The organism is Clostridium sp. YIM B02506 (genome assembly GCF_022324845.1).
Lineage (GTDB): Bacteria > Bacillota > Clostridia > Clostridiales > Clostridiaceae > Clostridium_T > Clostridium_T intestinale.
The window spans coordinates 1-25,143 of sequence record NZ_JAKGTG010000019.1 but is presented as its reverse complement, the minus strand read 5'-3'; the positions used below and the strand labels follow the sequence as shown (position 1 = coordinate 25,143).

Sequence of the window (25,143 nt, the reverse complement as noted above, 5' to 3'; positions counted from 1 at the left end):
TTGATTAAATTTTGCATATTACTATAATATAATAAGACACTTACTTTTATACAGTTAATATGCTATACTGAAACTAGGTGGTGATTTAATATGGAAAAATACCATATGTGTCCCAAATTTGAAAATGCTTTTGAATTATTGGGGAAAAGATGGACTGGGTTAATTATTCGAACCTTAATGAGTGGTCAAAAAAGATTTTCTGATATTGCAGATGCAATTCCTAATATGAGTGCTAGAATGCTTACAGAACGTTTTAAGGAGTTAGAAAAGGAAGGAATAATTACCAGAAAAGTTTATCCTGAAATTCCTGTTCGTATAGAATACGAACTATCAGAAAAAGGTAAAGAATTAGAAGCTACTATGGATGAAATTCAAAAATGGGCAGAAAAATGGAACTAAGTTTTTTTAATGATGTAAATATAAGATAAAAGATATTCTTAAAATTAAAGAATATCTTTTATTTTTTTATTTTCGAGAATTACTATTGACTAATAATTAACCTTATGGGATAATAAATATAAAGATACTTACTTATAGTAACTAAATACTTATAATAAAGTTAGTGATTAATTGTTTATTTATAGATATTTGAGTATTATTTTATAATTAAATGTTTAAACTAAGGAGAGATTTTCATGATAAAAAAAATTGAAAATAAAAATATGGGTAGAAGTAATCTTGGTTGGCTTCAAAGTATTTTCCACTTCTCTTTTGCAGAATATTATAATCCTAAGAACATGAATTTTGGTTCTTTGAGAGTATTGAATGACGATCTTGTAAAAACTAATACAGGATTTCCAACACATCCTCATAAAGATATGGAAATAGTATCTTATGTGGTAAAAGGAGCTCTTACTCATGGCGATAGTATGGGAAATGAAAATACTTTAACTCGTGGGCAGGTTCAGTATATGAGTGCTGGTACTGGAGTATATCATAGTGAATATAATCTAGGCGATGATACATTAAGATTTCTTCAAGTATGGATATTACCTGATAACACAGGATATAAACCCAATTATGGCGATTACAGATTCACTTGGGAGGAAAGAAAAAATAAATGGCTTCACATGGTATCTAGTAAGTCTGGAAATGCACCTATAAAAATCAATCAAGATTTCAATATTTATTCTATAGAATTAGATAAAAATGAAGAAATTGATTTTCCTGTAAATAAAGGAAGGCAAGCATATATACTTCAAGTTGAGGGTAGTTCTAGTATAAATGAATTACTTCTAAATGAAAGAGATGCGGCTGAAGTAGTTGAAGAAAATATATATATCAAAGCAAAAAACACTTCTCATATTTTAGTTCTTGAGATGAAGAAAGACGAATAAAATTAGAAAATAATAATAATTTATATTATATTGGAGGTAATTTAAAATGGAAAAGAATTTTTATGATGTAGTTAAAGGAAGAAGATCTTATTATGGAATAGGTAAAGAGGTTGTAGTATCTCATGATAAAATACAAGAAATTGTAGAACATGCCGTAAAATATGTTCCATCGGCATTTAATTCTCAAACTACTAGAGTATTAGTACTTTTAGATAATGCTCATGATGATTTATGGAATTTAACAATGGAAGCTTTAAGAAAAGTAGTTCCTGCAGATCAGTTTAGCTCCACTGAAGATAAAATCAACTCTTTTAAAGCTGGATATGGAACACTTTTATTCTTTGAAGATAACAGCATTGTTGAATCTCTGCAACAACAATTTGCTCTATATAAGGATAATTTCCCTGTATGGTCTCAACAAACAAGCGGTATGCATCAATTTGCTATATGGTCTGCTTTAGAAGCTGAGGGTTTAGGAGCATCCCTACAACACTATAATGAACTTATAGAACAAGATGTTAAGTCAAAATGGAGTGTACCAAATAGTTGGAAACTAATCGCTCAAATGCCTTTTGGAAACCCAACAACAGAACCTGGTGAAAAAGAATACAAACCACTAAAAGATAGAGTTAAAATTTTTAAATAATACAAAATTTAAATCGTAAGATTCAATTCTTACGATTTTTTTATATTTCTAATTCACAGTTTCTTCTCTTTATTCATATTTATAATTACTATCGATATAATTTTTATAGAGAGGAGTAATAAAATGCCTGTAAGTAAAAAAAGAAAGAAGCTAGGTAAGAAAAAAACAGATTACAATAAAAATAAAATAAATAAAGTAATTAAAAATTACAGCAAATTATTAGATAATTACATTCCATTATTAATAGATTTACCTGTAATAGAGCAAACCCCTTATACTTTAAGCAAGCTACATGGACTTGGAGAATTAACTTTAAGCTCACCTCAACTGTCTGCAGTTGTAAAACCTTTAATTAATAATAAATCTTTAGATTTTGAAACTATTCAAAGCAATCTTAAAATTAGAACAATCTTAATGCTGTCAATTCATATACTTTTAGATATAATGCCAGATGATATTGAAGAAAATAACTTTATAGATAAACTAAAATATTATTATTCATTAGTAGATACTTTCTATAAATTAGATTCAATACCGTTTACCAAAAACCCTGAAAATACTACTTTTTTTATAAAAGATTTATATTTATCTAAATAGGATAGTTTACGTAGAGAAATAGACTTATTTGGTTTTAAGTTTATTTCTCTTAACTTTTATTTCTATTACTATTAACATTATTAATGGAATTATTATTTGAAACGGGAAGGCATAATATTTATATATTTTTGTTGCCCAATAGCTCATTTCCATTATGCTATCATAAACAAAATAAGCTAAATAACTCATGATTAATCCTGTCTGTATTACAACTGACCTATAGTCTTTTAAGTTAAAAAGCTTAGCAATACCATTACTAGCGGCTAAAAGACATAAACTTATCTTTACAAAAATACCAGCTGCAAAAACTATGGATACTGAACCTTCAACTCTTTGAATAAAATCTCCAATATTAATTTTACTAACAGCTAGATATGCAGGGAAATATAAAGAACCTACTACACTTCCACCCAAAACAAATAAATTTCTAAGGGCAATTACTAATATAAATATACCTGCCATAACCACACTACTTATGTATATCTTATAAACTAAATTCTTTTTTTCTATACAATATAAAGCCCCCATAAAAGCTATACTTTCAGCGTATGGAAAAGATATAGTAGAAAATGCTCCATTCATTATAGGTCCCCATCCATTCTCTACCATAGGTTTAATGTTGCTAACATCTAAAATTGGTATAGTACAAATTTGTATTATAATTATTACAACTATACATGTTATAAATAGTACTTTTGAGGTTCTTGCAAGAACTTCTATTCCTGATTTAACTACCCATATGCATAAGATACCTATACACATCATAGGAACAAAAATAGGTGTTTCTGGCATAGCTAAAGTGTTCATAAACTCTCCAAAATTACGCATAACTAATGAACCAAGATGAAGAAAATACCAAATGTATAGAATTGTTAATATATTTCCCAATATCTTACCAAACAGTAATTCAAATATATCAAATATAGTTTTCCCCGGGAATGTAGTTGCTATTTTAGAGTAGGCAGAAACTATAATTATGGAGGCCAAAGTTGCTATAATTATAGCAATCCATGTATCCCTTTTAGCTTCAGGGGCTGCTCCTAAAATTAATGTGCTTCCCATTATAAACATAGTTAACATGCTAAAAGCTTCAACAAACGATATTGTCTCTTTTCTCATTAAAAACTCATTCCTTTATCTATAGTTTTCCTAAAAAAAATTTTACTAAACTTTCAATTGGTTTTGCAGGACTATATATAGGGATTTTTAATGCTAATAAAATTGCTATAATGAAGGAAATAAAACACATTACTGCACTTACATAAAAATCTCTTTTTTCTCCATTTTTAAATAAAGTAACTTGATCTACAAATACTATAATTATGTATATTATAATCACAATTGCTACCATGTTTAATCTCCCATTATAGGTTTTGAAGTAGTTGCACTATTTTTTATTTGTACCTTTGATATTACATCAACCTCTAAATTTTCAAAATTATATTCCCAATTACCTGATAATTCTTTCCAAACTTTAGGATAATCCTTATGTAATGTAATCCCAAATCCAAAAATGTCTGATTTATATTCTTTTTGTATCATATTTATGGAATTGTAAATACTTTCTTCAAGCATATTAGACAATTGCTTCTCAATGACTTCTTTTTCTTCATTTGTATAAAAAGGTTCCTTTGCTTGATACTCTGCAATTGATACAACAGTATCTGTAAGAACTTGGATTATCATCTTGTCATCGTCTAATTTATATTTTGTTTTTGTACGATTTTTAAAAATCTCAAAGGAAATAGGCTCTGAAGTGTTTCTACCTAATACTAATATTCCTGTATTCACTTCATCTGTTGCAAATAATATATACTTAGCTATATTTCTATCAACCATCCCTATAAGCTTATCATCTTTAATTATTCCCATGCCTTCAATTCTTGGCACTTCTTTTTCTCCGCTTTTATCTATAAATATCAATGGAAGTGATGTATCTGCCTCTTTTTGTTTCAAAATATCAAGAAAATCCCATAAATCTACTTTAGGAGTAGTTGAAACGCTTTTTTCATTTTGTATTACTTTTGCTAAATCAAAAGAAACTATCGTATTTTCATTTCTTTTAGTCATAAGTACTTCTTTAGCAGTTTTTTCTTTTGATATTAATAAATATATATCAGTTCTAGTTTCTGCATCCCTAATGTACCAGTCAATAGCTTTGCTTAAGCCGTCTTTAGCTAATTCCTTACTTATAATTACAATCTTAGCATGTGAAAAATAAAGCCTTCTACTTGAAACTGAAATCATATTCCGAATAATATCAAACAAACTATCTCCACAAAGAGTTATATATTCTGAATTATTAGATATATCATTTCCTTTTTTTATATTAACTATCTCAATCGTAACCTCATATTTACCATCAAGTTCATTTCTATCTATTGCTATACCTGCTACCACTGAGAGATTGTTAATTTCCCTATAATTCCAACAACCAGTAAAAAGATATGCACTTATTATAATCATAACTATAGATTTAATTTTTCTTTTATTTTTCATCTCTAGTACCTATCTTTTTTCCCTTTAATGTAGTTTTAACTGAAACTTTATAAGAGTTTAAATTAAGATACCACCATGGACTACGTATAAAAGTGTCTTTGATATTTTCCATTTTTATAGTTCCAACCTTTAGCATGTATGGAACTCCAAAAGAGCTTAATCCCATTGTGTATATCAAAACACCAATAATTCCAAATACAATCCCATACAGTCCCATAATCGAAGCTAAAAATAAAAATATGAACCTTAAAAATAAGTTTACGCCTTTCATTTTTATATTTAAAAGTGCAACTATACCTGTTAATCCAACAACAATTACTATAGGAGCACTAACAATTCTGGCTTCTACTGCCGCTTGCCCTAAAACTAGAGCTCCAACAATACTAACCGCCTGCCCCATATCAGATGGAATCCTTGTTCCTGCCTCTCTAAGTATTTCGAATATTATTAACATAGCTAAGGCTTCTACTATTGTTGGAAAGGGTACACTTTCTCTAGCAGAGGATATTCCTAAAAGTAGAGGAGTGGGTAACATTTCTTGATTATAATTTACTAGAGCAACATATAACGAAGGTACACTAACTGAGAAGAAAAAGCTCAATATCCTTAACAATCTATTAAAAGATGTGAAGAAAAAATTAGCATAATAATCTTCATTAACTTGAAAATACTCCATAAATAGAAATGGCAATGTTAAAGCAAATGGTGTTCCATCTACAAGCAAAGCAACTCTTCCTTCGAGTACCTTGCCTACAATAACATCTGGACGCTCAGAGCTTCCAATTGTCTCGAAAGGAGATAGTGGATTATCTGTTATCATTTCTTGAATATACTCAGAATCTAATACTCCGTTTATATCTATTTTATCTAGTCTAGAATTTAACTCATCTAAAATTTTTTGTGGAGCTAATCCTTCTATGTAGCATATGCATATTCTTGTATTTGTTTCACTACCAGCTTCCCTAAACTGAAATCTTAATTTAGGATTTCTAACTTTTCGTCTTATTAAAGATATATTTGTTATTAGTGATTCTGTAAAGCCTTCCTTTGGTCCTCTTAATGTTTTTTCAGTACTAGGCTCAGTTATATTTCTCATCTTCCAACCCTTAGTATTGATTACCATACAATCAGAAAAACCTTCCAAAAATACAAGGGTATCTCCAAGTGTTATTGCTTCTATAATTTTTTGAATATCATTTGTTATTTCAATATAAGTAGATATTATTATTTCATTTTGTATTAAATCAAACAAGTTTTTGTCACTATCAAAATCTGAAAAATTACAATTCATAATAGGTTCAATTACTGTTGCACTAATAAAGCTATTATCTATCATCCCCTCAAAATATATAACACAACATTGTAATTCTCTATTAAATCTATTTTTAATAGTTCTAACTTTAAATGTACCATCGTCCATAAAAATATCAGAAAATAACTTCATGTTATGTTGTATAGATTTTGTTAAACTTGATTCTTTAGAATTAAACTTCGTTTTTTTACTTTGCTTAACCATTACATCACCCAATAATTTTATTATCTAAATTAATATGATTTTATAATTTCCTATACAACAAAAAAATATCCTAAAATAGAAGTGTTTTTTCTATTTTAGGATATATTAACTAACTATTAGGTATTTTTAGTTCTTTTTTTCCTGTTACCGAACTCTTTTCATCCATTTTAAAAGTTGATTGAGCCTCTTCATTTACAAAATATATATTTCCGTCAACTTTTGCATCAACAAGCTCAAAGTTTTTTGAAGCTACATATAAATCTCCTTTGAAAGTACCGCTCTGTATTCTAGCATTTAAACTATTTATAGCTAATTTAGGTGCTGTAAGAGTATATCTAGCAGTAACTTTCTTATTAGCATCTTGAGCATAAAGAGCTAGTTTACGTTGGTATGTTTCATTTCCTTGTTCATCTTTTTTACCATTTTTAAAATCACCTTCTAATGCTATATCATGATCAATAGTTAAATCATTAAGAATAGCAATAATCCATGTTCCATCCTTACTTATTGCTTTATCAAAATCTTCTTCCTTATTAACTATTGAAGGAGTTGTTACTACATCTGTAGTTTCATCCTTTTTAGTATCTTCAGTTTTCGTGTCTTTAGTTGTATCTGTATTAGCTTTACCACATCCCGCCAATATAGATAAACTTAATACCAATGTTGCAATAATACTTAATATCTTTTTCACTATAATTTCCTCCTCATATTTATATTTATTAATCCTTATTAGGCTTTACTGCCCTAATATTGTGTGAATATGAAACCAGCATTATACATTCTTTTTTATTCTTTAGATATTTGTTACGGAAGTTCTTTAAAAAAATTCTTAAACTCATTACATTTTAATACTAATTTAACAATTATCCTAAAGCCGTGATTTAATCAAAAGCATATTATAGCTATATTTGGTAATTTAATACAATTAAAATTATTAAAAAAATTTGTTTTATAAAACACATAATTTGTGTCATTTACGACACCTGAGAATATAATGTAATATAAATAGCTAATGACAAAATTCGATAAAAACTCTTTTATTTTATCGAGACATTATTTTATATGAGGAGTGAAATAATTATGGCATGTAATACAAATCAATGTTATAGAAGTCAATATACTCAAAGAGGAAAATGTCAGCCTAAAAAACCTGAATGCAAAAGATTAATCCAAACTCCAGTTGTTATAGGTTGGGGTGAAAAACAAGAATTAGTTATAGCAGATTTATTAATATCCCCACCAAGTCCATCTGTTTTCCGCATAATAGGCGTTGATGAATTTGTTGTTATAACAAGCACAAAGTTAATACCAATTTGCAGCAAAAAAGGTGAACATTCTGCAAAAGTAATCGTTGATGGATATATAGATAAAAACATCAACTATAAAACTATAACAGATTTCACTGCAGCTGATATAAACGGTCCAGTATATCACTTTACAACAAGAATACCTTTTAGTACTTTTGTGGAAGTAAAAACATGTGAACCTGTAAGTGATTATTCTGATGCTTACGGAGCAAACTGCAACAAATGCCATCACAGAGAGCATTATGACGTAGAGATATTGGATGCATTTGTTGAAGGAACATCAGATGAATTATTGGATCCAAATCCAGTAGCTGCAGGTGCTCCTGAATGGGCTGTAACCTATAACAGAATTCTTGAAAGAGTTCTTGTTCGTGTAGAATTAAAAATCACAAAAGATTCCCATTTATCAATATAATTGTTTAATACTATTTTTAGGTAGTCTTCGGACTACCTTTATTTTTTAAAATCTCGTATTTTTACAAAGAAATAGCATATTATTTAATAGTTATTTATAAAAAGGAATGGTGAGTATGTATAATTATAGATATCCTATAGATAATTTTGATTTAAAAAAGCCTGGCAATATATTAAAAGTAATGGGTGAGGGCATTGTAAATGTAAAGCCTGATATAGCTCAGGTAGTTATAGGCGTTATAACAGAGAACGTAAAGTTAAAAGAATCTCAGAATGAAAATACTCGAATAGTCAACGGAATAATTTCATCACTAACTAACATGGGAATTAAATCTAGTGATATGCAAACTACAAATTACACTGTAAGAATAAAAAACGACTATGTAGATGGAAAAGAAATCTTTAGAGGCTACGAAGTAAGTAACTATTTAAAAATTTCAGTTACCGACATAGATTCTGTAGGTGAGGTTATAGATGTTTCTGTAGATAAAGGGGCTAATTTTATAGATAAAATTAATTTTGTTATTTCTGATACAACAAAATACTACAATCAAGCTTTGAAACTAGCTATTGAAGATGCTCAAAATAAAGCTATTATAATGTCTAGTAAACTAAAAGCAAAAGTTAATATATTACCACTAAAAATAGTCGAAAAGACTCATATAAGTAACGAATTCTCACCATCATTAGCATTAAAAACATCAAATTCTACACCTATGGAAGCAGGGGAGACTTCTATACAAGCCATTATAGAAGCAGTATTTGTTTATATTTAAAGCCTTTGCAAAAGTATTTAGTTTATATTTACTAAATACTTTTGTTTATTTAATTTAGTATCTATGATAAAATCTACTTGTATTTAGCAATAATAATTTTACAAGGAGAGTAGTTAAATTGGATTCAAAAAAAGATATCAAAATTAAAGGAACCTTATCTCTTACTGATTACAGTGATCTTAATAAAATTTATATGCGTAATATTTTCAAAAGGATGGTAGCAATTGTATTTATATCATTTCTAGTTATGTATGGTATTTTATTTTATAAGAGATATGGCGTTACGTTTGTTGTTATAGCTTCTTTATTGGGTTCTGTATTCGTTTATATAGCAATATATATAGCTACAAGCATTAAAACAAAAAGAAGTTTTAAAAAGAATTCTTCAAATAAATTCAATTACATATACACTATAAATAAGAATGGAATACATGTTCAATCAGAGTCAGGTGGACGTCAGTATTATTGGAAGGATGTAACTGATTCTTTAAAATACAATAATTTATACATATTTTATGTAAGTAGATCTCAAAGCATATTAATTCCCGAAAGATTTTTTAAAGATCCAACTGAGCATGATACATTTAAAAATTTTCTTTTTGCTAACTTTGAAAATCCACAAATAGATTAATCAATAAGAGACCATTTTTTTGCTGAAAGTGGTCTTTTAATTATTTTCTATGAGAATAAATTTAACTAATTTAGTTAAAATTATTTTTGGAGGTGATTTTATATGGATGGAAATATAGAATTATTAAATTATATCTATCAAAATTCTGAAATGGGAAAAGATACATTAACTCAGCTAATAAAGATGACTACAGATGAAAATTTTAAAAACAACCTAAAGTCTCAATTAAATGAATATAATAGTATCTTTAATGAAGCAGATGAAAAATTAAAATCTAATAACAAAGAATCAAAGAGCATAGGTACATTAACTAAAGTTTCTACTTATATATCTATAAACTTTAATACCTTAATAAACAAAACTCCTTCACATATGGCAGAGATGTTAATCCAAGGTAGTACTATGGGCATAATTGATATAACTAAAAAAATTAAAGAGTATAAGAGTCAAGATCAAACAATATTAGGTTTAGCTAACAAGTTACTACAATTTGAGCAAAAAAATATTGATGAGTTAAAAAAAATTTTATAAAAATTCTAAAGCTATGCAAATAGTTTATTGCATAGCTTTTTGAATAAAATATTGATCATGGGTCCCAAACCCGCATGAACACTATATATAGTTATATAGTTATCTATATATATTCCTCGAAATTGAAAGATCACTTTAATCTAGTACAAAATTAAAATATTTGATAAACGAGGTAGGTATTTTGAATTTAGAATTAGAAGTTAATGGCATTAAGTATAATATTACTTATTCAGAAAGTGAAATAAAGAAAATATTTATTCCTTTATTGAATAAATTAATATCCATAAGGAGACAACGTAATAATCGTATTATAGTGTTTCTAGCTGCACCACCAGCTACAGGTAAATCTACATTGGCTTTGTTTTTAGAGCAGTTGAGTAAAAAGTTAACGGATTTTTTTTATGTGCAAGCTTTATCTTTAGATGGGTTTCATTATACTAATAGCTATTTGAAAAATCATAGAGCTACTATTAACAGCAAAGAATATATTCTATATGATATAAAAGGGATGCCTGAAACTTTTGATTTTGAGAGTTTATATAAGACTATTAATACTCTTAAAAATAAAAATTTAAAATGGCCTATATATGATAGAACTTTACATGATCCAATATCCGATGCTATTGAAGTAACTTCAGATATTGTCATTATAGAAGGTAACTGGCTTTTACTTGCAGAAAATAAATGGGACAAACTAAAAGAATTATGTGATTATAGTATCTTCATTGAGGCAGCTGGTGACATATTAAAGGATAGATTAATTAAACGAAAATTAAAAGGAGGAAGTACATATAATCAAGCACTTGAATTCTACGAAAGAACTGACAGTAAAAATGTAAATAGAGTTATGGAACATAGATTAAGTTCTGATGTTACTATAAGACTCTTAGAATCAGGAGAATATTCTTTAAAAACAGATTTATGATAAAATTTTATAAAATTCTTATTTCACATAATAAAGTATAATATTAAAAGAAATTTAATTAAGTGCACAGTAATAAGGTGAGTGAATAATTTGGCAAAATAATCAAATAATAATTGTAATTATGAAAGGAGTAGTACTATGAAACATAATGATTTGCCAAATGCTCATAAATACCTAAAATCTTATTGGATAGATTCTACTGATACTACTAATTATCCATCACTTCAAGATGATATAAATGTTGATGTCGCTATTATTGGTGGCGGAATGGTTGGAATAACTGCAGGATATCTATTAAAAAATAAAGGAGTTAACTTTGCTATACTTGAAGCCAGTCAAATTGTTCAAGGAACTAGTGCCTTCACAACCGCAAAAGTGACTTCTCAACACAATCTTATATATGAAACTATTAAAAATTCCTCTGGCATAGAACACGCAAAACAATACGCAGACGCAAACCAATCTTCTATAAACTTTATTGAAGATACAATAAATCTTCATAAAATTGAATGTGATTTTGAAAGATTACCAGCATATGTATACACAAATGATGATTCATATATTAAGAAAATAGAAAATGAAGCAGAGATTGCCTCTAGTATTGGAATAGAGGCTAAAGTAACTAATTCCCTTCCTATAAATATTCCTATTAAAAATGCTCTAGTATTTGAAAACCAAGCCCAATTCCATCCTAGAAAATATCTTCTAGAGTTAGCTAACTATCTATCAAAGGAATGTAATTGTATTTTTGAAAATACAAGTGTTTTAGACATAGAAAAAGGGAACTCTATCATAATAACTACTAATGCAGGAAAAAAAGTAACTGCGTCTAAAGTTATAATATCCTCACATTTTCCATGTTATGATGGGTTGGGTTTGTATTTAGCAAGGCTTAGACCAGAGAGATCTTATATCGTAGCCGCTAATATAAAAGAAGCTTTTCCTAATGCCATGTTTATAAGCGCCGAAAAACCAACACGTTCTTTAAGATACCAAAATAACAAAGGAAAACAACTAATCCTAATAGGCGGAGATGGACATAAAGTCGCTCATGGAGAAAACTTCAGCACTCATTATTCTAATTTACAGAAATTTGCTCAAGATACCTTTAAAGTTGAAGATTTTTTATATAATTGGTCAGCCCAAGATTATATTACTCTGGATAAAATACCTTATGTTGGTAATCTATCTTTATCAGATAAAAACATATACGTGGCTACAGGTTTTGGAAAATGGGGTATGACAAATGGAACAGCTGCCGCTAGAATACTTGTAGATAAAATTCTATCAGAAAATAATCCTTGGGAAGAAGTGTATAATCCATCTAGATCACTAACTTTACGTGCATATAAAAACATCGTTACAGAAAACTTTGATGTTGCTAAAGAATTAGTTATGGGGAAATTAAAAGGTGGAGAAACTAAGGTTACTTTAAAAATAGGGGAAGGCAAGGTTGTTGATATAGATGGTAATAAATACGGTGCATACAAAGATGAAAATGAGGTGCTTCATCTAGTTGATATAACTTGCACACATTTAGGATGTGAATTAAAATGGAACGATGCAGAAAAATCTTGGGATTGTCCGTGTCACGGATCAAGATTTTCTTATGATGGAGAAATCTTAGAAGGTCCCGCTACCCACAAATTAAATCATTATAAAGAAGGTACCAATAAAATACATCCTAATTTTGTATAATTATTTTATTAATGTGATATGAATCATATTTATAAACTTTTTAAAGCATTATACTATTTCTTATAGAAATATGGAGGAAGTAGTATGCTTATAAATTTTATTAAACCAAAAAAGAAATCTGTTTCTAAGGAAGAACTTAAAGAAACAACTAAAGTCACAGAAAAAAAAGATAGTGATATAGTTACTTTTATAAAATCTATAAAAGCTTTATTAGAGAAAACTGTAAGTCAACATCATGTTGTAAATAACCAACATAACTCATTATCCAAACTTGCAGACAAGATAAAATTACATATGAGTAACTTATCTGGTTTAGCCGATAAAACAAATATATCAACTCAAAATCTTCATTCTGAAAGTAAGAATTTAGATATCACAACTAATGCTTCAGTGATTAAATCTAAAGAAGGAAAAATCGCTATTGAAGAGATGTCTAGCATAATAAAAACTCTTCAATTAGAAAACCAAAACAGTATGAGCAGTATAAATCAACTAGTGTCTAGATTCAACAAGGTTAATGAAATAGTTGGTTTAATAACTAACATAGCTACTCAAACTAATCTTTTGGCTCTTAATGCAGCTATAGAAGCAGCTAGAGCAGGCGAACATGGAAAAGGATTTTCTGTTGTTGCAGTTGAAATAAGAAAATTATCAGAAATGACTAAAAAAAGTACTACTGATATATCCCTTTTAATTGAAAGTATAAAAAGTGATACTAAAACGGTGTTAAACAACTCCTATAAATCTAGTTCCGTAATTCAAGAAGGTGTAAAAGCCTCTAATATTGCTGTAAATAAGGTTGATGAAAGTTTATCACATATATATTTAGTAGATGAAAGAGTAAAAGAGGTTATTAAAACTCTTAATTCTCAAATAACTAATATAGAGGATATGCATCTTGAAATTAATGATATTTACGATATTCTCAAAATAACTACTGATACTATACTAAATCATATAGATGAAGCTAGCTTAGTAGATTCTCAGCTTTTAGATATAAAGGAGAAGTTATCTTCTTATGAAATTAATATTGTAAAATAAATAACTACCACCTAAAGCTAGGTGGTAGTTATTTATTTTATGTCAACTATCTCATTTAAGCCATATTGAAATTTTTGTAACAATATCTTTTTATTTAAATAAATTATTAATAGAGTACTCTCTATGGAGGAAAAATGAAAGGTGAAAAAATAGATTGTATAGATTCAGGCACAAAATTTTGTCCTTGTCATTTAGCTGAAGCTGGGGAATGTATCTTATGTTCACAACTTCATGGTGAATGCTTTTGTGATTGTTTAAATTGGAAAGGAGTATGTATATATCAAGGATGGATAGCTAACGGAGAAAAAGCAAAAGAAGGAAGAAAAACTTATACTTGTAATATATTAGAGGCCGAACTTTACGAAAAAGACTTATTATATATAAAATTTTCTTTACCTGAGGATTTATCTTTAGATTTAATGAATCCAGGTAGTTATATATTCCTAAGAACTGATGAAAATTTCTATTTTGATGTTCCTATATCTATAATGAACTGCAATATAGATGATAATACTGCCTCTATATTAATTGAAGTAAGAGGAATTAAAACTAAGAGGTTATTAACTGCTAAAGCTAATGATCCGTTAGTTATTAGAGGCCCCTATTGGAATGGTGTATTTGGACTGAAAAATATAAAAAACACTGTAAATTCTAATTGTTTAATACTTGCCAGGGGTATAGGTATAGCTCCTATGATACCTGTTATAAAAGCACTTCAAAAACAAAATAATAACTTAAATATTATAATTGATAGAGCTCCTTATAAAGAAGTATATGTAGATGATTTATTATCGTCTTTGAATCTAAGCTATACGGAAGCTAACCTTCTGGAAACAGGAAAACTTACTGATAAATGTAAAACTATTATAAGAGATTCTATAGAAAAAGATAATGTTAATCTAATACATTGTGGTGGAGCGGATATACTTACTTTCAATGTTATGAATTTCTTAGATACTATAAAAGCAGCTGATGTTAGTTTATCTTGTTGCAATAATTCCAAGATGTGTTGTGGTGAAGGGGTTTGTGGAAGTTGTACTGCTCGTTTTGCAGGTCACGTAGTTAAAAGGCTATGCAAAGTACAATCAGATCCAAGAAATATTTTTGAAGGAAGGAGATTTATATGAAAGTTCTCGTTATTGGCGGTGGATGGGCTGGCTGTACAGCCCAGACTAAATACCTTCAAAAATTTCTAGACGAATCTTCTTAGTATCACTATCCCATACCACGTTTTTAATGATGGTAGATATCATTTTTTGTTGCTCTGATACTGGTAGAGTATCGAATGTATCTAGTATAGACTTAACCTGAGCATAAAAGGCTTCTTTATTATTTTTAGTATTCATAGATTCTAAATTCAATCTTTCAAGTTCTAATAATTTAAATTCTAAATTCTTATTTTCAGAATTAATATCTTCAACTTTATCTAATATGCTCTTAGCAATATCATCACTAGCAAGAGCCAATCTATTTAATAAGTTATCAATCATCTTCTTATTTTTAACTAAGTTTTTATTTAAGCTTTTAATCTGCGAATCATACTTAGACATATCAGAAGTATTAAACAAACTCTTATCAAGTTCTATATTGCTTAAAGATTCTAAAACCTTCTTTTCTACAAAATCAGCTCTCAAAAACTTAGAATTACATTCTGATCCATTTTTCCTACCGCTACATCTAAAGTATATGACAGTTGAGCCATCTTTTTTAGTTTTTCCTGGATAAACAAACATTCCAGATCCACATTTACATTTAACCAGGTGGGCCAAGAAAGTTTTATCACTTATTCTAGGCTTAGGATCACTAGCTTTTTCATTTAATTTCTCTTGAACATTTACCCATAGTTTAGAATCAATAATAGCTTTATGTTTGCTTACAGAAACTAGCTGATCTTTACTTTTAGTTTCTTTCTTACCGTCTTTTCTTTGTCTACGATTATATGGTAGATAACCATTACCGTTTATTTCACCATAAACACTGTAGCCTTGTAATTCAAGATATTTAGCTGATACATAATCAGACTCACAATAAACTGGATTTCTTAATATATTTAATATTGTCTTGTTAGGAACATTTAGAGCTTTCTGTATTTCATATATAGTTGATCCAGTAGAGTAGAGCTTAAACATTCTTTCTATCATTGGAGCTATAGCTTCATCTAATTCTAGGTACTTAGCTTTCTTACCATGCTGCTCAACCTCAACAACTCTATATCCAGTTGGGGGAGTTCCACCAGACCATCTACCCATTCTACCAAGGCTCTCCATGGAATCCTTAACCCTTTGCTTGATATTATCTCTTTCAAGAGCTGCCATACCTGCATACTGAAGCATTATCATCTGGCCAATAGTAGTAGTGGTATTAATATTTTCAGAAATACTTATAAATTGAACTCCATGTCTGCTTATCAAACTATAGGTATCCCAGAAGTCTAAAAGATTTCTAGACATACGATCTATTTTATAAACTGCAACAACATCAAATAACTTAGATTTAATCTTATTCATCATTCTTTGAAATGATGGTCTACTAGTATTTCCACCAGAAAAACCTTCATCCTCATAAATCTCAAAAGAGCATTCCTTACCCTCAAAATACTTTTTACATAACTCAATCTGAGACTCTATAGAAATTGATTGCTCTCTATAAACTGATTTTCTAGAGTAGATTGCTATCCTTAGCATGAAATCACCTCACATACTATATTATTTATTATGATAAAAGGGATTTTATGAAGCTTTATTTAAACATCTTTAAAACTCCAAAATTAGGATCAAAATAAACAATATAATTATCTTTTTTCAAAAGAAGGCCATATTTATTTCTATAATATTCGATGGCATCTCTTAAGAACTTTTCAGTTACATCTAAGTGGTTAGCCATCTCATAGAAATTTCTACAGCCTTTATTAAAAGCATTTATAATATCAATAATGCCAATAAGTTTTTCATAAGCCCAGTTACGAGCAACTTTCTCTTGTTTCTTATTTTCAATCTTAGACTGATCTGTTATATCCCCATAAGTATAAATATGATGGCCTAGCTCTTCTGCAAGAACACTAAGCTTTTGACTTTCAGTTAAATTACTATTTATCAAAACCTTAGAGTCAGAGTAGTAGCCACATTCTTCATCATCACCAAAGTCAATTTCCTTAACACTTACACCTAAAGATTCAGCCTTAATCAAAAATTCTTCGTACTTTGTCATGTAATCTCCTCCTTGCGATTACTTTTCCTCATCCATTTGCTTAAATATTTCCTTAGCTTTTTCCATTCTTTCTTTAGCTTTATCTGGATCAAGTCCATCATCATGAGCAGCGAAAGTAGTTATAGTATTTTCATCTATATATTTAGATATTTCAGTTAGCTCAGAAACTCTTTTATTAGCTTCTTTTTTACCTAAGTCGTTTAGCTTATTAAAATTGTTAACTAGTATTGTTGTTTTTTCATCTAGATCTTTCATATTTATAGTTTTACTTTCGATAAATCCATTTGCTAATTTATCAGCACTAATATTCAATTCATCACATATCCTTAAAATATTGATAATATTAGCTTTATCTACACCACGTTTCAATATTGTGTCTAGTGTAGAGTATGGCATTTCTATCTTTAAAGTAAACTCTCTTAAACTTTTGTATCTACTTAAAATTAATTCTTTTAAAGACTCTTCAACATTTTCCATTTTTAATACACCTCCTAAAGATATAGTAAATCAATATTTTCGATTTTTCAATAATGAAAATGAAAAAAACATTATTTTTTTCGTTTTTTCGTTAATATATAATTGACATTAACGCAAATACGTATATAATGTAATTATAGTTAACGGATTTTCGTTAATAATTTTAGGAGGTGATTATTTTGTTTAGCAATTTAGAAGCAGAATTAAGAAGAAAAAATATAAAAAGAAAAGACTTGGCTAAGAAATTAAATCTTACAATTGGAACCATATCATTAAAGCTTAATGGAAAGTCTCCTATAACTTTATCTGAAGCTAAAGAAATAAAAAGTGTTTTAAAAGTTGATATTCCACTTGAAATTCTATTCCATCAATCTGATATAGATTTAAGACATTAATTTATATGAAAGGGGAGTGAAGAGGTGGAAAACTACCTAAAATTAGAGTCTATATATGCTGAACTTAATAGTTTTACTAATGAAAAAGCAGAGGAATTAATTAAAGAACTAAAGATAAATTGTAGTACTTATAAAGAATTGTACAGCAAATTAGAATTATTTGATAAACAAATCAGATTTACTCGTGATAGTAATAAGTTTGTTAATGCAGCACTAATAGCTGAATCAAAAAGGCTTTTAGATAAAGAAGTGAACGATTTGCCACTAACAAATCGTCCATAGTATTTTATATATTTTCTATGCTTACTACAGATTTAGAAAAATATATTTTAGCTGAATCAGATGGGCTAAAAAAGTCACATCTGCAAAGCATCTCACAAATTGCTGTAGTTAATCCATCATGAGTATGATTCCACAATGTATAACTTGGAGAATGAGATACAGTAATTTCTTCATTTTCGTCAATACGTTGGGTTATTGTAGAAATTAATTGACCATCTCTTACTTCTAAAATTTCTCCATTAGAAAAAGTAATTAGAGCTTTACTCATTTAGACACCCCCTTTCAACAAAATTTTACCATATTTTGCAGAAAGGAACAAACAAACTAAAAGGAGCGTGAAGAGATGGAGAAGCAAGCCAACTTTTCATCTGAAACAGGAGAAAAGCTCAATGAAGTATGTCCTAACTGTTGGATAAAACATAAACCTTATAATTGTGGCTTAGAAAAATGTCCCGGACATGGATTATTTGCAATTGAGCTTGAAAGATCTTTATCAAAAAATAAGTAACAGAAATCTTTAAAATTCATATAATATATCAGCACTACAAGGGGGATCACTATGAAATACGAGGAAATAGAAGTTGAAATAGTGGGAGACTTGAGTAAAGTCAGTACTATTTGGACTCAAATGTTAATTGATGTTTATTTCAAGTATCCAGAACTATTTAACAAAGATAAAAAGATAGAAGAGAAGCATAAGGATAACTAGGCTGAATAGCCTTGTCCCAAAACTTAACATAATAATGTATTTGTAAATATAGGAGTTAATTATGGATAGAAATAAAAAGATTGAACAGTTAAAGAAAGAGTTAGATGAGCATCTTATTAATCATTCTACATTAGATCCTGAAAGTTTAAAGCTAAGTGAAGAACTAGATCAATTAATATCAATAGAGCAGAGAGAAAGAGCTGAATGTATGCAGTAGCAAAGAATGATTGGATGCTTATAAATGACAACAAGTGTCTTATATGCTGCAAAGAAGGTTCAGCAGTTAATTCATGGGTTCATTGCCCAAGATGTGAAGGAGTAGTTTGTATGTCTCACTGTATGAAGTGTAGATACTTAGATGATAGGACAAGCCTCATCTTCTGCAGGTATAGGAAAAAAGAATATTTAAATACATGAAAAAACACATTACTTTTACTTGGCGGTAGCGTAATGTGTTTTCTTTAAAAGAAATCAAGTGCAAATCTATATGAATATTTTACCATATAGTTGGCACTAAAACAATAAAAACTTGCTACATTATAGGGCTTTAGTGGCCTTGTAATAGGTATTATCTTTTCAACTAAGCAGTTATAAAAAGAGAAGAGATTAAAGGTAGGAGGGATAGAAGTGCCATATAGAGAGAAAAAAGTTTATACAGGAGAAGGGGGTAAATATTTAGAAGTAGATTATTATCCAATAAGTTTACAAGAGAGAAATAAGAAGAGGAAACAGAAAATTAAGGAGTCCTTACCTAAGCAGAAAAATCTTAATGATAAAAATGCTAGAAGAAACTTAACCAGACTTTTAAATAATAACTTTACTGATAGAGACTTAGTATTACATCTCACATATAAGTATGGATATTTACCCAAGAGTGAAAAAGAAGCCAGGAGAGATGTAACAAACTTTTTAAGAAGAGTTAAACATTATAGAAAGAAAAATGGATTACCAGAATTAAAATATATAGCAGTAATAGAGTACAGAGATCAGGAAGAGGGAAAGAAGCCTATAAGGATTCATCATCATGTAGTACTAAGTGATATGGATAGAGATGTAATAGAAAATCTATGGGGAAAAGGAAGAGCTAATGCAGACAGACTTAAATCAGATGAGTTTGGATATGAAGCTCTAGGTAAATACATCACTAAAGATCCTAAAGGTTCAAAAAGATGGACTCAATCCAAAAATCTAAAAACCCCTACAGTAAAAGTTAATGACTTCAGATTCAGCAAAAGAAAAATAGAAGAAATGTCTAAATACCCAGATGATAAATTTCTATTTGAAAAACTTTATCCTGGATACATCTTTACTAAATGTGATGTACAAGTAAATGACATAGTAGGCGGTACCTATATGTATTTAAAAATGAGGAAATTAGAATAAGGGAGGAGTTATCATGTTTGAAATAAAAGTTGAAAAAATAAAAGGATTTAATAGCTTAAAAGTTAGCCAGGACATGTTCCGTAGATTTCTAAATAATTTTCTAGACTCCTGGGAGAAAGACACCAGAGAAACAATAATTCCTTTAAAGATTTCAAAAGTCAAATCAAAAGACTATTTGAGATTTGAATACATTATTTTAGGTAAAAAAGAGTGGCTTCATGTAGTTGGTCCTAATACCTGGTACTAGGAGGAGGCAAACATGAGTCTAGCAGATTTTATGAAATATGTTAATGATAGAGATGAAAAGAAGAAGAAATTAAAAGAAAAAGGTGAAAAAGAAGCTAAAAGCTATTCAATAGAAAATAGCTTAAGAATAAATAGAAGGCTTAGTACAGAGAGAAGAAGAAGGAATTATAAATGGTGAGATGATTTATTCCTGAGAGAGAAGAGGAGGCGAGGTAATTTTTTTGATGTTCTTTGAAAATTAAATAATACGGTATTTAAAACAAGTGAAACCCCTAGAATACGCATGAATACTATATATTCTTAAGAATATTAGAATATTTATTCTTAAAAATATTTAAATATAGGGATATAAATTTTTTCAAAATTTGATAGAATAAAAATAATTATGCTTAAATATTTTATTACTAAAAAAACTAATAACATGATTGCTAAAGGCCTTAATATATATGTAAAAATTTAATAATCTGTTATAATATTGATATTAATATTATAGGGGGTTGAGATTATGAGTATAAAGATACTTCATATATCTGATATACATATAGGTGACTGTGTATACGATAACGATGTAAAAAATTTAGCTCTTAAAATCGCAAATGAAATAGCCGAAAATAAAAAATCAATATCTAGAGTTGATACTATAGTCGTTAGTGGCGATATTTTTGAAGGTAGTAAAATTTCAAAAATTGAAGAAAGAGATAATTTAGTTAATGATGCAATAGATTTTTTTGAAACTCTTTTATCTAATCTTGAGGCTGATAAAATTTTAATTGAAAAAGAAAATGTGATTTTTTGTCCTGGAAATCATGATGTTATAAGAACCACTAAAGAAGCAGATTTTAGTGTCTACACCAACTTTTTAAGAAAATTTTATGGCGATTCATTGTATATGGACAAGTATAAACTATATGAAAAATATAATTCAGCAAATGATTTAATTTCTATAAATCTATTTAAAGAAAATAAAATAGCAATTTTGAGTTTAAATTCTGCATGTGTTTCACAGGATGTAAACACGCAGAATCAAATGAGCAATATTATTAACAAAACAAACTTTCATGAATTTGAAGTTATTAAAAATAATCCTGATTTAGATATTAAATCGTTAAAAGAAGATCTCTTAAAAAGTATAAATTCTAAAACGCAAAATAATTATTTAGATTATGGCTTTATTTCCGATTCGCAACTTGTAAATATGAGACGATTGTTGGATAGCATAGATGATATAGATTCTTATACAATTATTACTGTGTTTCATCATCATCTCCAATTATTCCCTGAAGTAATGTTGAAAAACAAAAATGATATCAGTATAATGAAAAATTCATCTTCAGTTATTGAGTCATTATTAAAACATAGAATAAATGTAGTCCTCCATGGACATAAACATATGGATTTAATAAATCCAATAACTAATGAGCAATTTATTAAGAATCCTAATGATATGATATATGCAATTTCAGCTGGCTCTATTGGTAAAAGAGACATAACAAACAGGATGTTTCAAATAATTGAAATATTCAACAAAAGTGAAAGTAATAATAAACTTAAAATAACAAAATTTAAGTATAATCAAGATAAATGTGAAATTAGTCCCATAATTCAAATTCCTCCAAAAGATATTTTAGAAACAAATTCAAAAGGTATTTTAAAAGAAACCTTAGAGGAAATAAATAGTGCTTTGGTAATTGATTATGAAAATAATTTAAAAGAAATGGATGTTACATCTAGTAATGATGAAATATCAAAAATTACAGCCTTTGTAGAGAATACCATATTAAATTTTCCTGATGTAATTGCTACCCTAAAAAAGGATAAATATTTATCTTTGTTCATATTAATAGTTATTCACTATAGAGTAAACACATATAAAGATAAAACGACTAATTCTATTGAGAGTATAAGAAAATTTATGAAAAAATATATCGATAGTTTTGAGTTTAGTACATCCTATTATAATGATCTTATAAAGTTTATAGAAACTGATTTTATTAAAAATCATCAGGTACATAAAGATCTGACTAAAGATGTTTATATTAAGTATAAAAACTATACTTCATTTGTCCTTGCAACTACTTTAATAACTGATATGTACATGTTTTTAAGTAAATACACAGATATCTATTTTAATCATATCAAGCATAAAATTAATATTAAAGTAGATATAAACCAATATAGTAGCAATATTCCTGAAGATAAAATAGGTTTTTATTCGATACCTGACAGAAGAGAGATAAGTATTACTTTAAAGTGTAAAAATCCGTCTTTTCATAAAGTTGCCATAATAATTATTAAAAATTTAGAAGAAAATATAAATAGATATGAAAAGCAATTTGCTAACATAGGTTTAAAACTATATCATATAAAAACAAAAGTGGAAAAATACGGCTATGAACAAAATGATTATAATTTTGAGGCATATCTACCAACTTTATTAAAGTTACTTATAGGCAAAAACTTATATAAACAAAATGAAGTTTTTGTTAGAGAGTTAATTCAAAATAGTTTTGACGCTATAATGTTAAGGAAAAGACTTGACCCTAAAAGCAATATTGATGATTATATATCAATTGAAATGAGAACTGAAACCGAATCAGAAAAATTTTCCAAGCAACATGAAGTACAATCTAAATTTTTATCAATTAGAGATAGTGGAATAGGAATGAATCTTCACAATATAGAACGATACTTTACAGGGGTAGGTCGAAGTTTCTATACATCTCATGATTATGAAGATTTAAAGAAAAATAAAAACGCAAAGTATAATGCAATAAGTAATTTTGGTATAGGTTTTTTATCATGCTTTATGGTAGCAGAAGAAGTTGATGTAAAAACTAAATACTTTGAAAAAAACTCTGATACTATTTGTGTTAATATACCAAACTTCGATGGTTGTTTTTTCGTAAATAAAGTTACAACTGATGAAAATATAGGAACCACAATAACTCTATATGAAAAAACTAGTTCTACAGAAAATTCGATGAATTTTGAAGAGATAAATAATTATATAAAAAAAGTATTCTTGGATTTTCCTGTTGATATAATAGTAAAAATAAATAATGAATCCAATACAATTCATAAATTTTCTGAAAAAAAACGTTTAATGGATTTAATTAGTTATGGAAAAGATGCTGTTATACATGTTTTTATAAGTGAAAGCGGAGATATATCATATAGTAAAGAAAATAATTTGCTTGAGCAATGCTATGGTATTTTTATTACATTTAATAATTTACTTGAAATAGAGCCTTATCATAATAGTGACATTACAATTTTAAATTCAGGAATATATCTTCAGGAAGCTTTTGATTCAAGAAGGACATTACTTTTAGATAATTCAAGGTGCTCCACAATAACATACAATTTTCCACCATCATTAACTCACTTAGATGTGTCAAGAGAGTCAATTGTTTCATTTAGAGAAATAGAAAACTCAAAGGAAAATATATTAAATAAAAAAACTATAATAAAAGAGGCATTATTAGAACAATTAAAAAATATTTTTCAAAATTATACCTCTCATAACTTTACCATTTTTCAATATTATAAAATGCTAAAATTTACTTTAGATAATTTGGATACAAAAAGTAAAATAGATTCGTTTATTAATTTTTTGCCCCCAATTTATATTTGTTTTGAAGAAAATGAGCTTATATTAACTTGTATAACTCCAACTAATAATATTGAGAATTCAATTGAGTTTAAAATACTTCCTGATTTAGTTAAAAGATATTTTTATAGTATACATAGCATTGTTGATTATTATAAAAATGTTCAAAAAGATACTATTAAATCCAAGTCTTATTCATATATGAAGATGCCAAGATTAAAAGGATTTTCAAATAAAGATAAAGATACTGAATACTTTCATTTATTTATTATTTTTGAATATTTATTTTCAAATTCTGATAAGAGATCAATTAATGAATATAGGCATTTTATAAATAAAAGTAATTATTCAGATTCATCTAAATTTATTTCCGATTTTTTTAATTACTCTCTTAATAAACAAACTACCGCTAATAATGAAAATGATTTTTTAAGATTACTATCGTCATTTTCTCTAATATTTACACAAATATCTTATTTAGATATTAAAACTAAATTAACTATAAATATTGAAAAAGAAAATAAAAATATATTTAAGATTCTTTTTAAGTTATTAAAGGGTGATAAAAAATATCTTGAAAAAAAACTTAATCAAGAAAAATCTAAGCAAATTTCATTAGATTTATAGAGGAAAATTTAAATACCGTATTATTTCATAATATAAATGAAATAATACGGTATTTTATTTATAAAAATAGAGGAGGAGTAAAATGGGATAACAGGATCATATTTAAGGTCATTTACAGCTAGTTATTATGGGGAATTTAAATACCTTGTAATAACTGAAGATATTATAAAAAATGAATGAATACCAATTTAAACTTATATGATTATAAACATTGTTTGTAGATTGTCAACTACTTTTGACCCACTTTTGCAAATAAAATTGACCCATCAATATTTAATTTATAACGCTA

31 protein-coding genes are annotated in these 25,143 nt (G+C 27.8%); 22 read left to right on the top strand and 9 right to left on the bottom strand.

Features of this window, described 5'->3' with window-relative positions; genetic code table 11:
- Positions 1–90: 90 nt before the first annotated feature.
- From L1S49_RS14390 to L1S49_RS14375, 4 genes are all read left to right on the top strand, one after another.
- Entirely contained in the window at positions 91–399 is a 309-nt protein-coding gene (locus L1S49_RS14390) for a helix-turn-helix domain-containing protein (protein ID WP_073016223.1), read from the top strand.
- A gap of 236 nt (positions 400–635) precedes the next feature.
- Positions 636–1,337, top strand: a complete 702-nt coding sequence (locus tag L1S49_RS14385; protein WP_238905710.1) for a pirin family protein — start codon at positions 636–638, stop codon at positions 1,335–1,337.
- Positions 1,338–1,383: 46 nt separating this feature from the next.
- Positions 1,384–1,983, top strand: a complete 600-nt coding sequence (locus L1S49_RS14380) for a nitroreductase family protein (RefSeq protein WP_238905701.1) — start codon at positions 1,384–1,386, stop codon at positions 1,981–1,983.
- A gap of 123 nt (positions 1,984–2,106) precedes the next feature.
- Complete coding sequence (locus tag L1S49_RS14375; protein ID WP_073016219.1) at positions 2,107–2,580, top strand: hypothetical protein; 474 nt, start codon at positions 2,107–2,109, stop codon at positions 2,578–2,580.
- 24 nt (positions 2,581–2,604) lie between these two features.
- Here L1S49_RS14375 and L1S49_RS14370 read toward each other — a convergent pair whose 3' ends face one another.
- The 5 genes from L1S49_RS14370 to L1S49_RS14350 all read right to left on the bottom strand — a co-directional run bounded on the left by L1S49_RS14370 (position 2,605) and on the right by L1S49_RS14350 (position 7,286).
- Positions 2,605–3,699, bottom strand: a complete 1,095-nt coding sequence (locus L1S49_RS14370; RefSeq protein ID WP_238905699.1) for an endospore germination permease — start codon at positions 3,697–3,699, stop codon at positions 2,605–2,607.
- A gap of 19 nt (positions 3,700–3,718) precedes the next feature.
- Positions 3,719–3,931 (bottom strand): hypothetical protein, encoded by a 213-nt coding sequence (locus L1S49_RS14365; RefSeq protein WP_238905697.1) that lies wholly within the window; start codon positions 3,929–3,931, stop codon positions 3,719–3,721.
- Positions 3,932–3,933: 2 nt separating this feature from the next.
- Positions 3,934–5,079 carry a Ger(x)C family spore germination protein gene (locus tag L1S49_RS14360; RefSeq protein ID WP_238905686.1) on the bottom strand — a complete coding sequence of 382 codons (1,146 nt, stop codon included), beginning with the start codon at positions 5,077–5,079 and terminating at the stop codon, positions 3,934–3,936.
- The gene (locus L1S49_RS14355) at positions 5,069–6,595 is read right to left on the bottom strand and encodes a spore germination protein (protein WP_238905685.1); all 1,527 of its coding nucleotides are present in this window, start codon (positions 6,593–6,595) and stop codon (positions 5,069–5,071) included. The genes L1S49_RS14360 and L1S49_RS14355 overlap by 11 nt, the downstream gene beginning before the upstream one ends.
- Before the next feature lie 109 nt (positions 6,596–6,704).
- Complete coding sequence (locus L1S49_RS14350) at positions 6,705–7,286, bottom strand: hypothetical protein (protein ID WP_073016210.1); 582 nt, start codon at positions 7,284–7,286, stop codon at positions 6,705–6,707.
- Between the two features lie 389 nt (positions 7,287–7,675).
- Between L1S49_RS14350 and L1S49_RS14345 the strand changes: the two genes are divergently transcribed.
- The 8 genes from L1S49_RS14345 (at position 7,676) to L1S49_RS14310 (ending at position 15,045) form a co-directional block, all read left to right on the top strand.
- Complete coding sequence (locus L1S49_RS14345) at positions 7,676–8,317, top strand: DUF3794 domain-containing protein (protein WP_073016208.1); 642 nt, start codon at positions 7,676–7,678, stop codon at positions 8,315–8,317.
- A gap of 115 nt (positions 8,318–8,432) precedes the next feature.
- Positions 8,433–9,092, top strand: a complete 660-nt coding sequence (locus L1S49_RS14340) for an SIMPL domain-containing protein (RefSeq protein WP_238905682.1) — start codon at positions 8,433–8,435, stop codon at positions 9,090–9,092.
- A 118-nt stretch (positions 9,093–9,210) separates the two neighbouring features.
- On the top strand, positions 9,211–9,723 hold the full coding sequence (locus L1S49_RS14335; protein ID WP_073016205.1) for a YcxB family protein: 513 nt from the start codon (positions 9,211–9,213) through the stop codon (positions 9,721–9,723).
- Positions 9,724–9,825: 102 nt separating this feature from the next.
- On the top strand, positions 9,826–10,254 hold the full coding sequence (locus L1S49_RS14330; protein ID WP_238905680.1) for a hypothetical protein: 429 nt from the start codon (positions 9,826–9,828) through the stop codon (positions 10,252–10,254).
- Between the two features lie 181 nt (positions 10,255–10,435).
- Positions 10,436–11,179, top strand: coding sequence for a nucleoside/nucleotide kinase family protein (locus L1S49_RS14325; RefSeq protein ID WP_238905678.1), 744 nt, complete (start codon positions 10,436–10,438; stop codon positions 11,177–11,179).
- 138 nt (positions 11,180–11,317) lie between these two features.
- Entirely contained in the window at positions 11,318–12,877 is a 1,560-nt protein-coding gene (locus tag L1S49_RS14320; RefSeq protein ID WP_238905676.1) for an FAD-dependent oxidoreductase, read from the top strand.
- Between the two features lie 84 nt (positions 12,878–12,961).
- Positions 12,962–13,918, top strand: coding sequence for a methyl-accepting chemotaxis protein (locus L1S49_RS14315; RefSeq protein ID WP_238905674.1), 957 nt, complete (start codon positions 12,962–12,964; stop codon positions 13,916–13,918).
- Between the two features lie 134 nt (positions 13,919–14,052).
- Positions 14,053–15,045, top strand: a complete 993-nt coding sequence (locus tag L1S49_RS14310; protein WP_238905672.1) for a sulfide/dihydroorotate dehydrogenase-like FAD/NAD-binding protein — start codon at positions 14,053–14,055, stop codon at positions 15,043–15,045.
- Between the two features lie 45 nt (positions 15,046–15,090).
- Here the strand turns inward: L1S49_RS14310 and L1S49_RS14305 are convergent, their stop codons facing one another.
- From L1S49_RS14305 to L1S49_RS14295, 3 genes are read right to left on the bottom strand one after another with little or no spacing between them, the layout of a single operon-like run.
- Complete coding sequence (locus tag L1S49_RS14305; RefSeq protein ID WP_238905670.1) at positions 15,091–16,602, bottom strand: recombinase family protein; 1,512 nt, start codon at positions 16,600–16,602, stop codon at positions 15,091–15,093.
- Between the two features lie 55 nt (positions 16,603–16,657).
- A complete protein-coding gene (locus tag L1S49_RS14300) occupies positions 16,658–17,125 on the bottom strand; it encodes an ImmA/IrrE family metallo-endopeptidase (RefSeq protein ID WP_238905669.1) in 468 nt (155 codons plus the stop codon).
- 18 nt (positions 17,126–17,143) lie between these two features.
- Positions 17,144–17,602, bottom strand: a complete 459-nt coding sequence (locus tag L1S49_RS14295) for a hypothetical protein (protein ID WP_238905666.1) — start codon at positions 17,600–17,602, stop codon at positions 17,144–17,146.
- 179 nt (positions 17,603–17,781) lie between these two features.
- On the opposite strand from L1S49_RS14295, the gene L1S49_RS14290 reads away from it, so the two are divergent.
- Together L1S49_RS14290 and L1S49_RS14285 are read left to right on the top strand one after the other, a co-directional pair.
- Positions 17,782–17,997: a helix-turn-helix transcriptional regulator gene (locus L1S49_RS14290; protein WP_238905664.1), complete on the top strand. Its 216-nt coding sequence runs from the start codon at positions 17,782–17,784 to the stop codon at positions 17,995–17,997.
- 24 nt (positions 17,998–18,021) lie between these two features.
- Complete coding sequence (locus tag L1S49_RS14285) at positions 18,022–18,279, top strand: hypothetical protein (protein WP_238905662.1); 258 nt, start codon at positions 18,022–18,024, stop codon at positions 18,277–18,279.
- A 4-nt stretch (positions 18,280–18,283) separates the two neighbouring features.
- Here L1S49_RS14285 and L1S49_RS14280 read toward each other — a convergent pair whose 3' ends face one another.
- Complete coding sequence (locus tag L1S49_RS14280) at positions 18,284–18,547, bottom strand: hypothetical protein (RefSeq protein WP_238905661.1); 264 nt, start codon at positions 18,545–18,547, stop codon at positions 18,284–18,286.
- Between the two features lie 75 nt (positions 18,548–18,622).
- Here L1S49_RS14280 and L1S49_RS14275 point away from each other — a divergent pair, with 75 nt between their 5' ends.
- The 8 genes from L1S49_RS14275 to L1S49_RS14240 all read left to right on the top strand — a co-directional run bounded on the left by L1S49_RS14275 (position 18,623) and on the right by L1S49_RS14240 (position 24,854).
- Positions 18,623–18,787 carry a hypothetical protein gene (locus tag L1S49_RS14275; protein WP_238905659.1) on the top strand — a complete coding sequence of 55 codons (165 nt, stop codon included), beginning with the start codon at positions 18,623–18,625 and terminating at the stop codon, positions 18,785–18,787.
- A gap of 51 nt (positions 18,788–18,838) precedes the next feature.
- A complete protein-coding gene (locus tag L1S49_RS14270) occupies positions 18,839–18,988 on the top strand; it encodes a hypothetical protein (RefSeq protein ID WP_175550830.1) in 150 nt (49 codons plus the stop codon).
- Positions 18,989–19,049: 61 nt separating this feature from the next.
- A complete protein-coding gene (locus L1S49_RS14265) occupies positions 19,050–19,205 on the top strand; it encodes a Spo0E family sporulation regulatory protein-aspartic acid phosphatase (RefSeq protein ID WP_238905657.1) in 156 nt (51 codons plus the stop codon).
- A complete protein-coding gene (locus tag L1S49_RS14260; RefSeq protein WP_238905646.1) occupies positions 19,193–19,405 on the top strand; it encodes a hypothetical protein in 213 nt (70 codons plus the stop codon). The genes L1S49_RS14265 and L1S49_RS14260 overlap by 13 nt, the downstream gene beginning before the upstream one ends.
- A 210-nt stretch (positions 19,406–19,615) precedes the next feature.
- Positions 19,616–20,371, top strand: a complete 756-nt coding sequence (locus L1S49_RS14255; protein ID WP_238905644.1) for a hypothetical protein — start codon at positions 19,616–19,618, stop codon at positions 20,369–20,371.
- A gap of 13 nt (positions 20,372–20,384) precedes the next feature.
- A complete protein-coding gene (locus tag L1S49_RS14250; RefSeq protein WP_238905643.1) occupies positions 20,385–20,618 on the top strand; it encodes a hypothetical protein in 234 nt (77 codons plus the stop codon).
- 12 nt (positions 20,619–20,630) lie between these two features.
- Positions 20,631–20,795, top strand: coding sequence for a hypothetical protein (locus tag L1S49_RS14245; RefSeq protein ID WP_238905641.1), 165 nt, complete (start codon positions 20,631–20,633; stop codon positions 20,793–20,795).
- Positions 20,796–21,122: 327 nt separating this feature from the next.
- Positions 21,123–24,854: a metallophosphoesterase gene (locus tag L1S49_RS14240; RefSeq protein WP_238905639.1), complete on the top strand. Its 3,732-nt coding sequence runs from the start codon at positions 21,123–21,125 to the stop codon at positions 24,852–24,854.
- Positions 24,855–25,143: the final 289 nt, after the last annotated feature.

Excerpts from the sequence above, each read along its gene's own strand:
- L1S49_RS14275 (WP_238905659.1), top strand. The coding sequence starts at position 18,623 with ATGGAGAAGCAAGCCAACTTTTCATCTGAAACAGGAGAAAAGCTCAAT.
- L1S49_RS14345 (WP_073016208.1), top strand. The coding sequence starts at position 7,676 with ATGGCATGTAATACAAATCAATGTTATAGAAGTCAATATACTCAAAGA.
- L1S49_RS14370 (WP_238905699.1), bottom strand. The coding sequence starts at position 3,699 with ATGAGAAAAGAGACAATATCGTTTGTTGAAGCTTTTAGCATGTTAACT.
- L1S49_RS14340 (WP_238905682.1), top strand. The coding sequence starts at position 8,433 with ATGTATAATTATAGATATCCTATAGATAATTTTGATTTAAAAAAGCCT.
- L1S49_RS14300 (WP_238905669.1), bottom strand. The coding sequence starts at position 17,125 with ATGACAAAGTACGAAGAATTTTTGATTAAGGCTGAATCTTTAGGTGTA.
- L1S49_RS14360 (WP_238905686.1), bottom strand. The coding sequence starts at position 5,079 with ATGAAAAATAAAAGAAAAATTAAATCTATAGTTATGATTATAATAAGT.
- L1S49_RS14320 (WP_238905676.1), top strand. The coding sequence starts at position 11,318 with ATGAAACATAATGATTTGCCAAATGCTCATAAATACCTAAAATCTTAT.
- L1S49_RS14265 (WP_238905657.1), top strand. The coding sequence starts at position 19,050 with ATGGATAGAAATAAAAAGATTGAACAGTTAAAGAAAGAGTTAGATGAG.
- L1S49_RS14305 (WP_238905670.1), bottom strand. The coding sequence starts at position 16,602 with ATGCTAAGGATAGCAATCTACTCTAGAAAATCAGTTTATAGAGAGCAA.
- L1S49_RS14355 (WP_238905685.1), bottom strand. The coding sequence starts at position 6,595 with ATGGTTAAGCAAAGTAAAAAAACGAAGTTTAATTCTAAAGAATCAAGT.
- L1S49_RS14240 (WP_238905639.1), top strand. The coding sequence starts at position 21,123 with ATGAGTATAAAGATACTTCATATATCTGATATACATATAGGTGACTGT.
- L1S49_RS14245 (WP_238905641.1), top strand. The coding sequence starts at position 20,631 with ATGAGTCTAGCAGATTTTATGAAATATGTTAATGATAGAGATGAAAAG.
- L1S49_RS14310 (WP_238905672.1), top strand. The coding sequence starts at position 14,053 with ATGAAAGGTGAAAAAATAGATTGTATAGATTCAGGCACAAAATTTTGT.
- L1S49_RS14280 (WP_238905661.1), bottom strand. The coding sequence starts at position 18,547 with ATGAGTAAAGCTCTAATTACTTTTTCTAATGGAGAAATTTTAGAAGTA.
- L1S49_RS14270 (WP_175550830.1), top strand. The coding sequence starts at position 18,839 with ATGAAATACGAGGAAATAGAAGTTGAAATAGTGGGAGACTTGAGTAAA.
- L1S49_RS14295 (WP_238905666.1), bottom strand. The coding sequence starts at position 17,602 with ATGGAAAATGTTGAAGAGTCTTTAAAAGAATTAATTTTAAGTAGATAC.
- L1S49_RS14260 (WP_238905646.1), top strand. The coding sequence starts at position 19,193 with ATGTATGCAGTAGCAAAGAATGATTGGATGCTTATAAATGACAACAAG.
- L1S49_RS14315 (WP_238905674.1), top strand. The coding sequence starts at position 12,962 with ATGCTTATAAATTTTATTAAACCAAAAAAGAAATCTGTTTCTAAGGAA.
- L1S49_RS14385 (WP_238905710.1), top strand. The coding sequence starts at position 636 with ATGATAAAAAAAATTGAAAATAAAAATATGGGTAGAAGTAATCTTGGT.
- L1S49_RS14375 (WP_073016219.1), top strand. The coding sequence starts at position 2,107 with ATGCCTGTAAGTAAAAAAAGAAAGAAGCTAGGTAAGAAAAAAACAGAT.
- L1S49_RS14380 (WP_238905701.1), top strand. The coding sequence starts at position 1,384 with ATGGAAAAGAATTTTTATGATGTAGTTAAAGGAAGAAGATCTTATTAT.
- L1S49_RS14330 (WP_238905680.1), top strand. The coding sequence starts at position 9,826 with ATGGATGGAAATATAGAATTATTAAATTATATCTATCAAAATTCTGAA.
- L1S49_RS14250 (WP_238905643.1), top strand. The coding sequence starts at position 20,385 with ATGTTTGAAATAAAAGTTGAAAAAATAAAAGGATTTAATAGCTTAAAA.
- L1S49_RS14365 (WP_238905697.1), bottom strand. The coding sequence starts at position 3,931 with ATGGTAGCAATTGTGATTATAATATACATAATTATAGTATTTGTAGAT.
- L1S49_RS14390 (WP_073016223.1), top strand. The coding sequence starts at position 91 with ATGGAAAAATACCATATGTGTCCCAAATTTGAAAATGCTTTTGAATTA.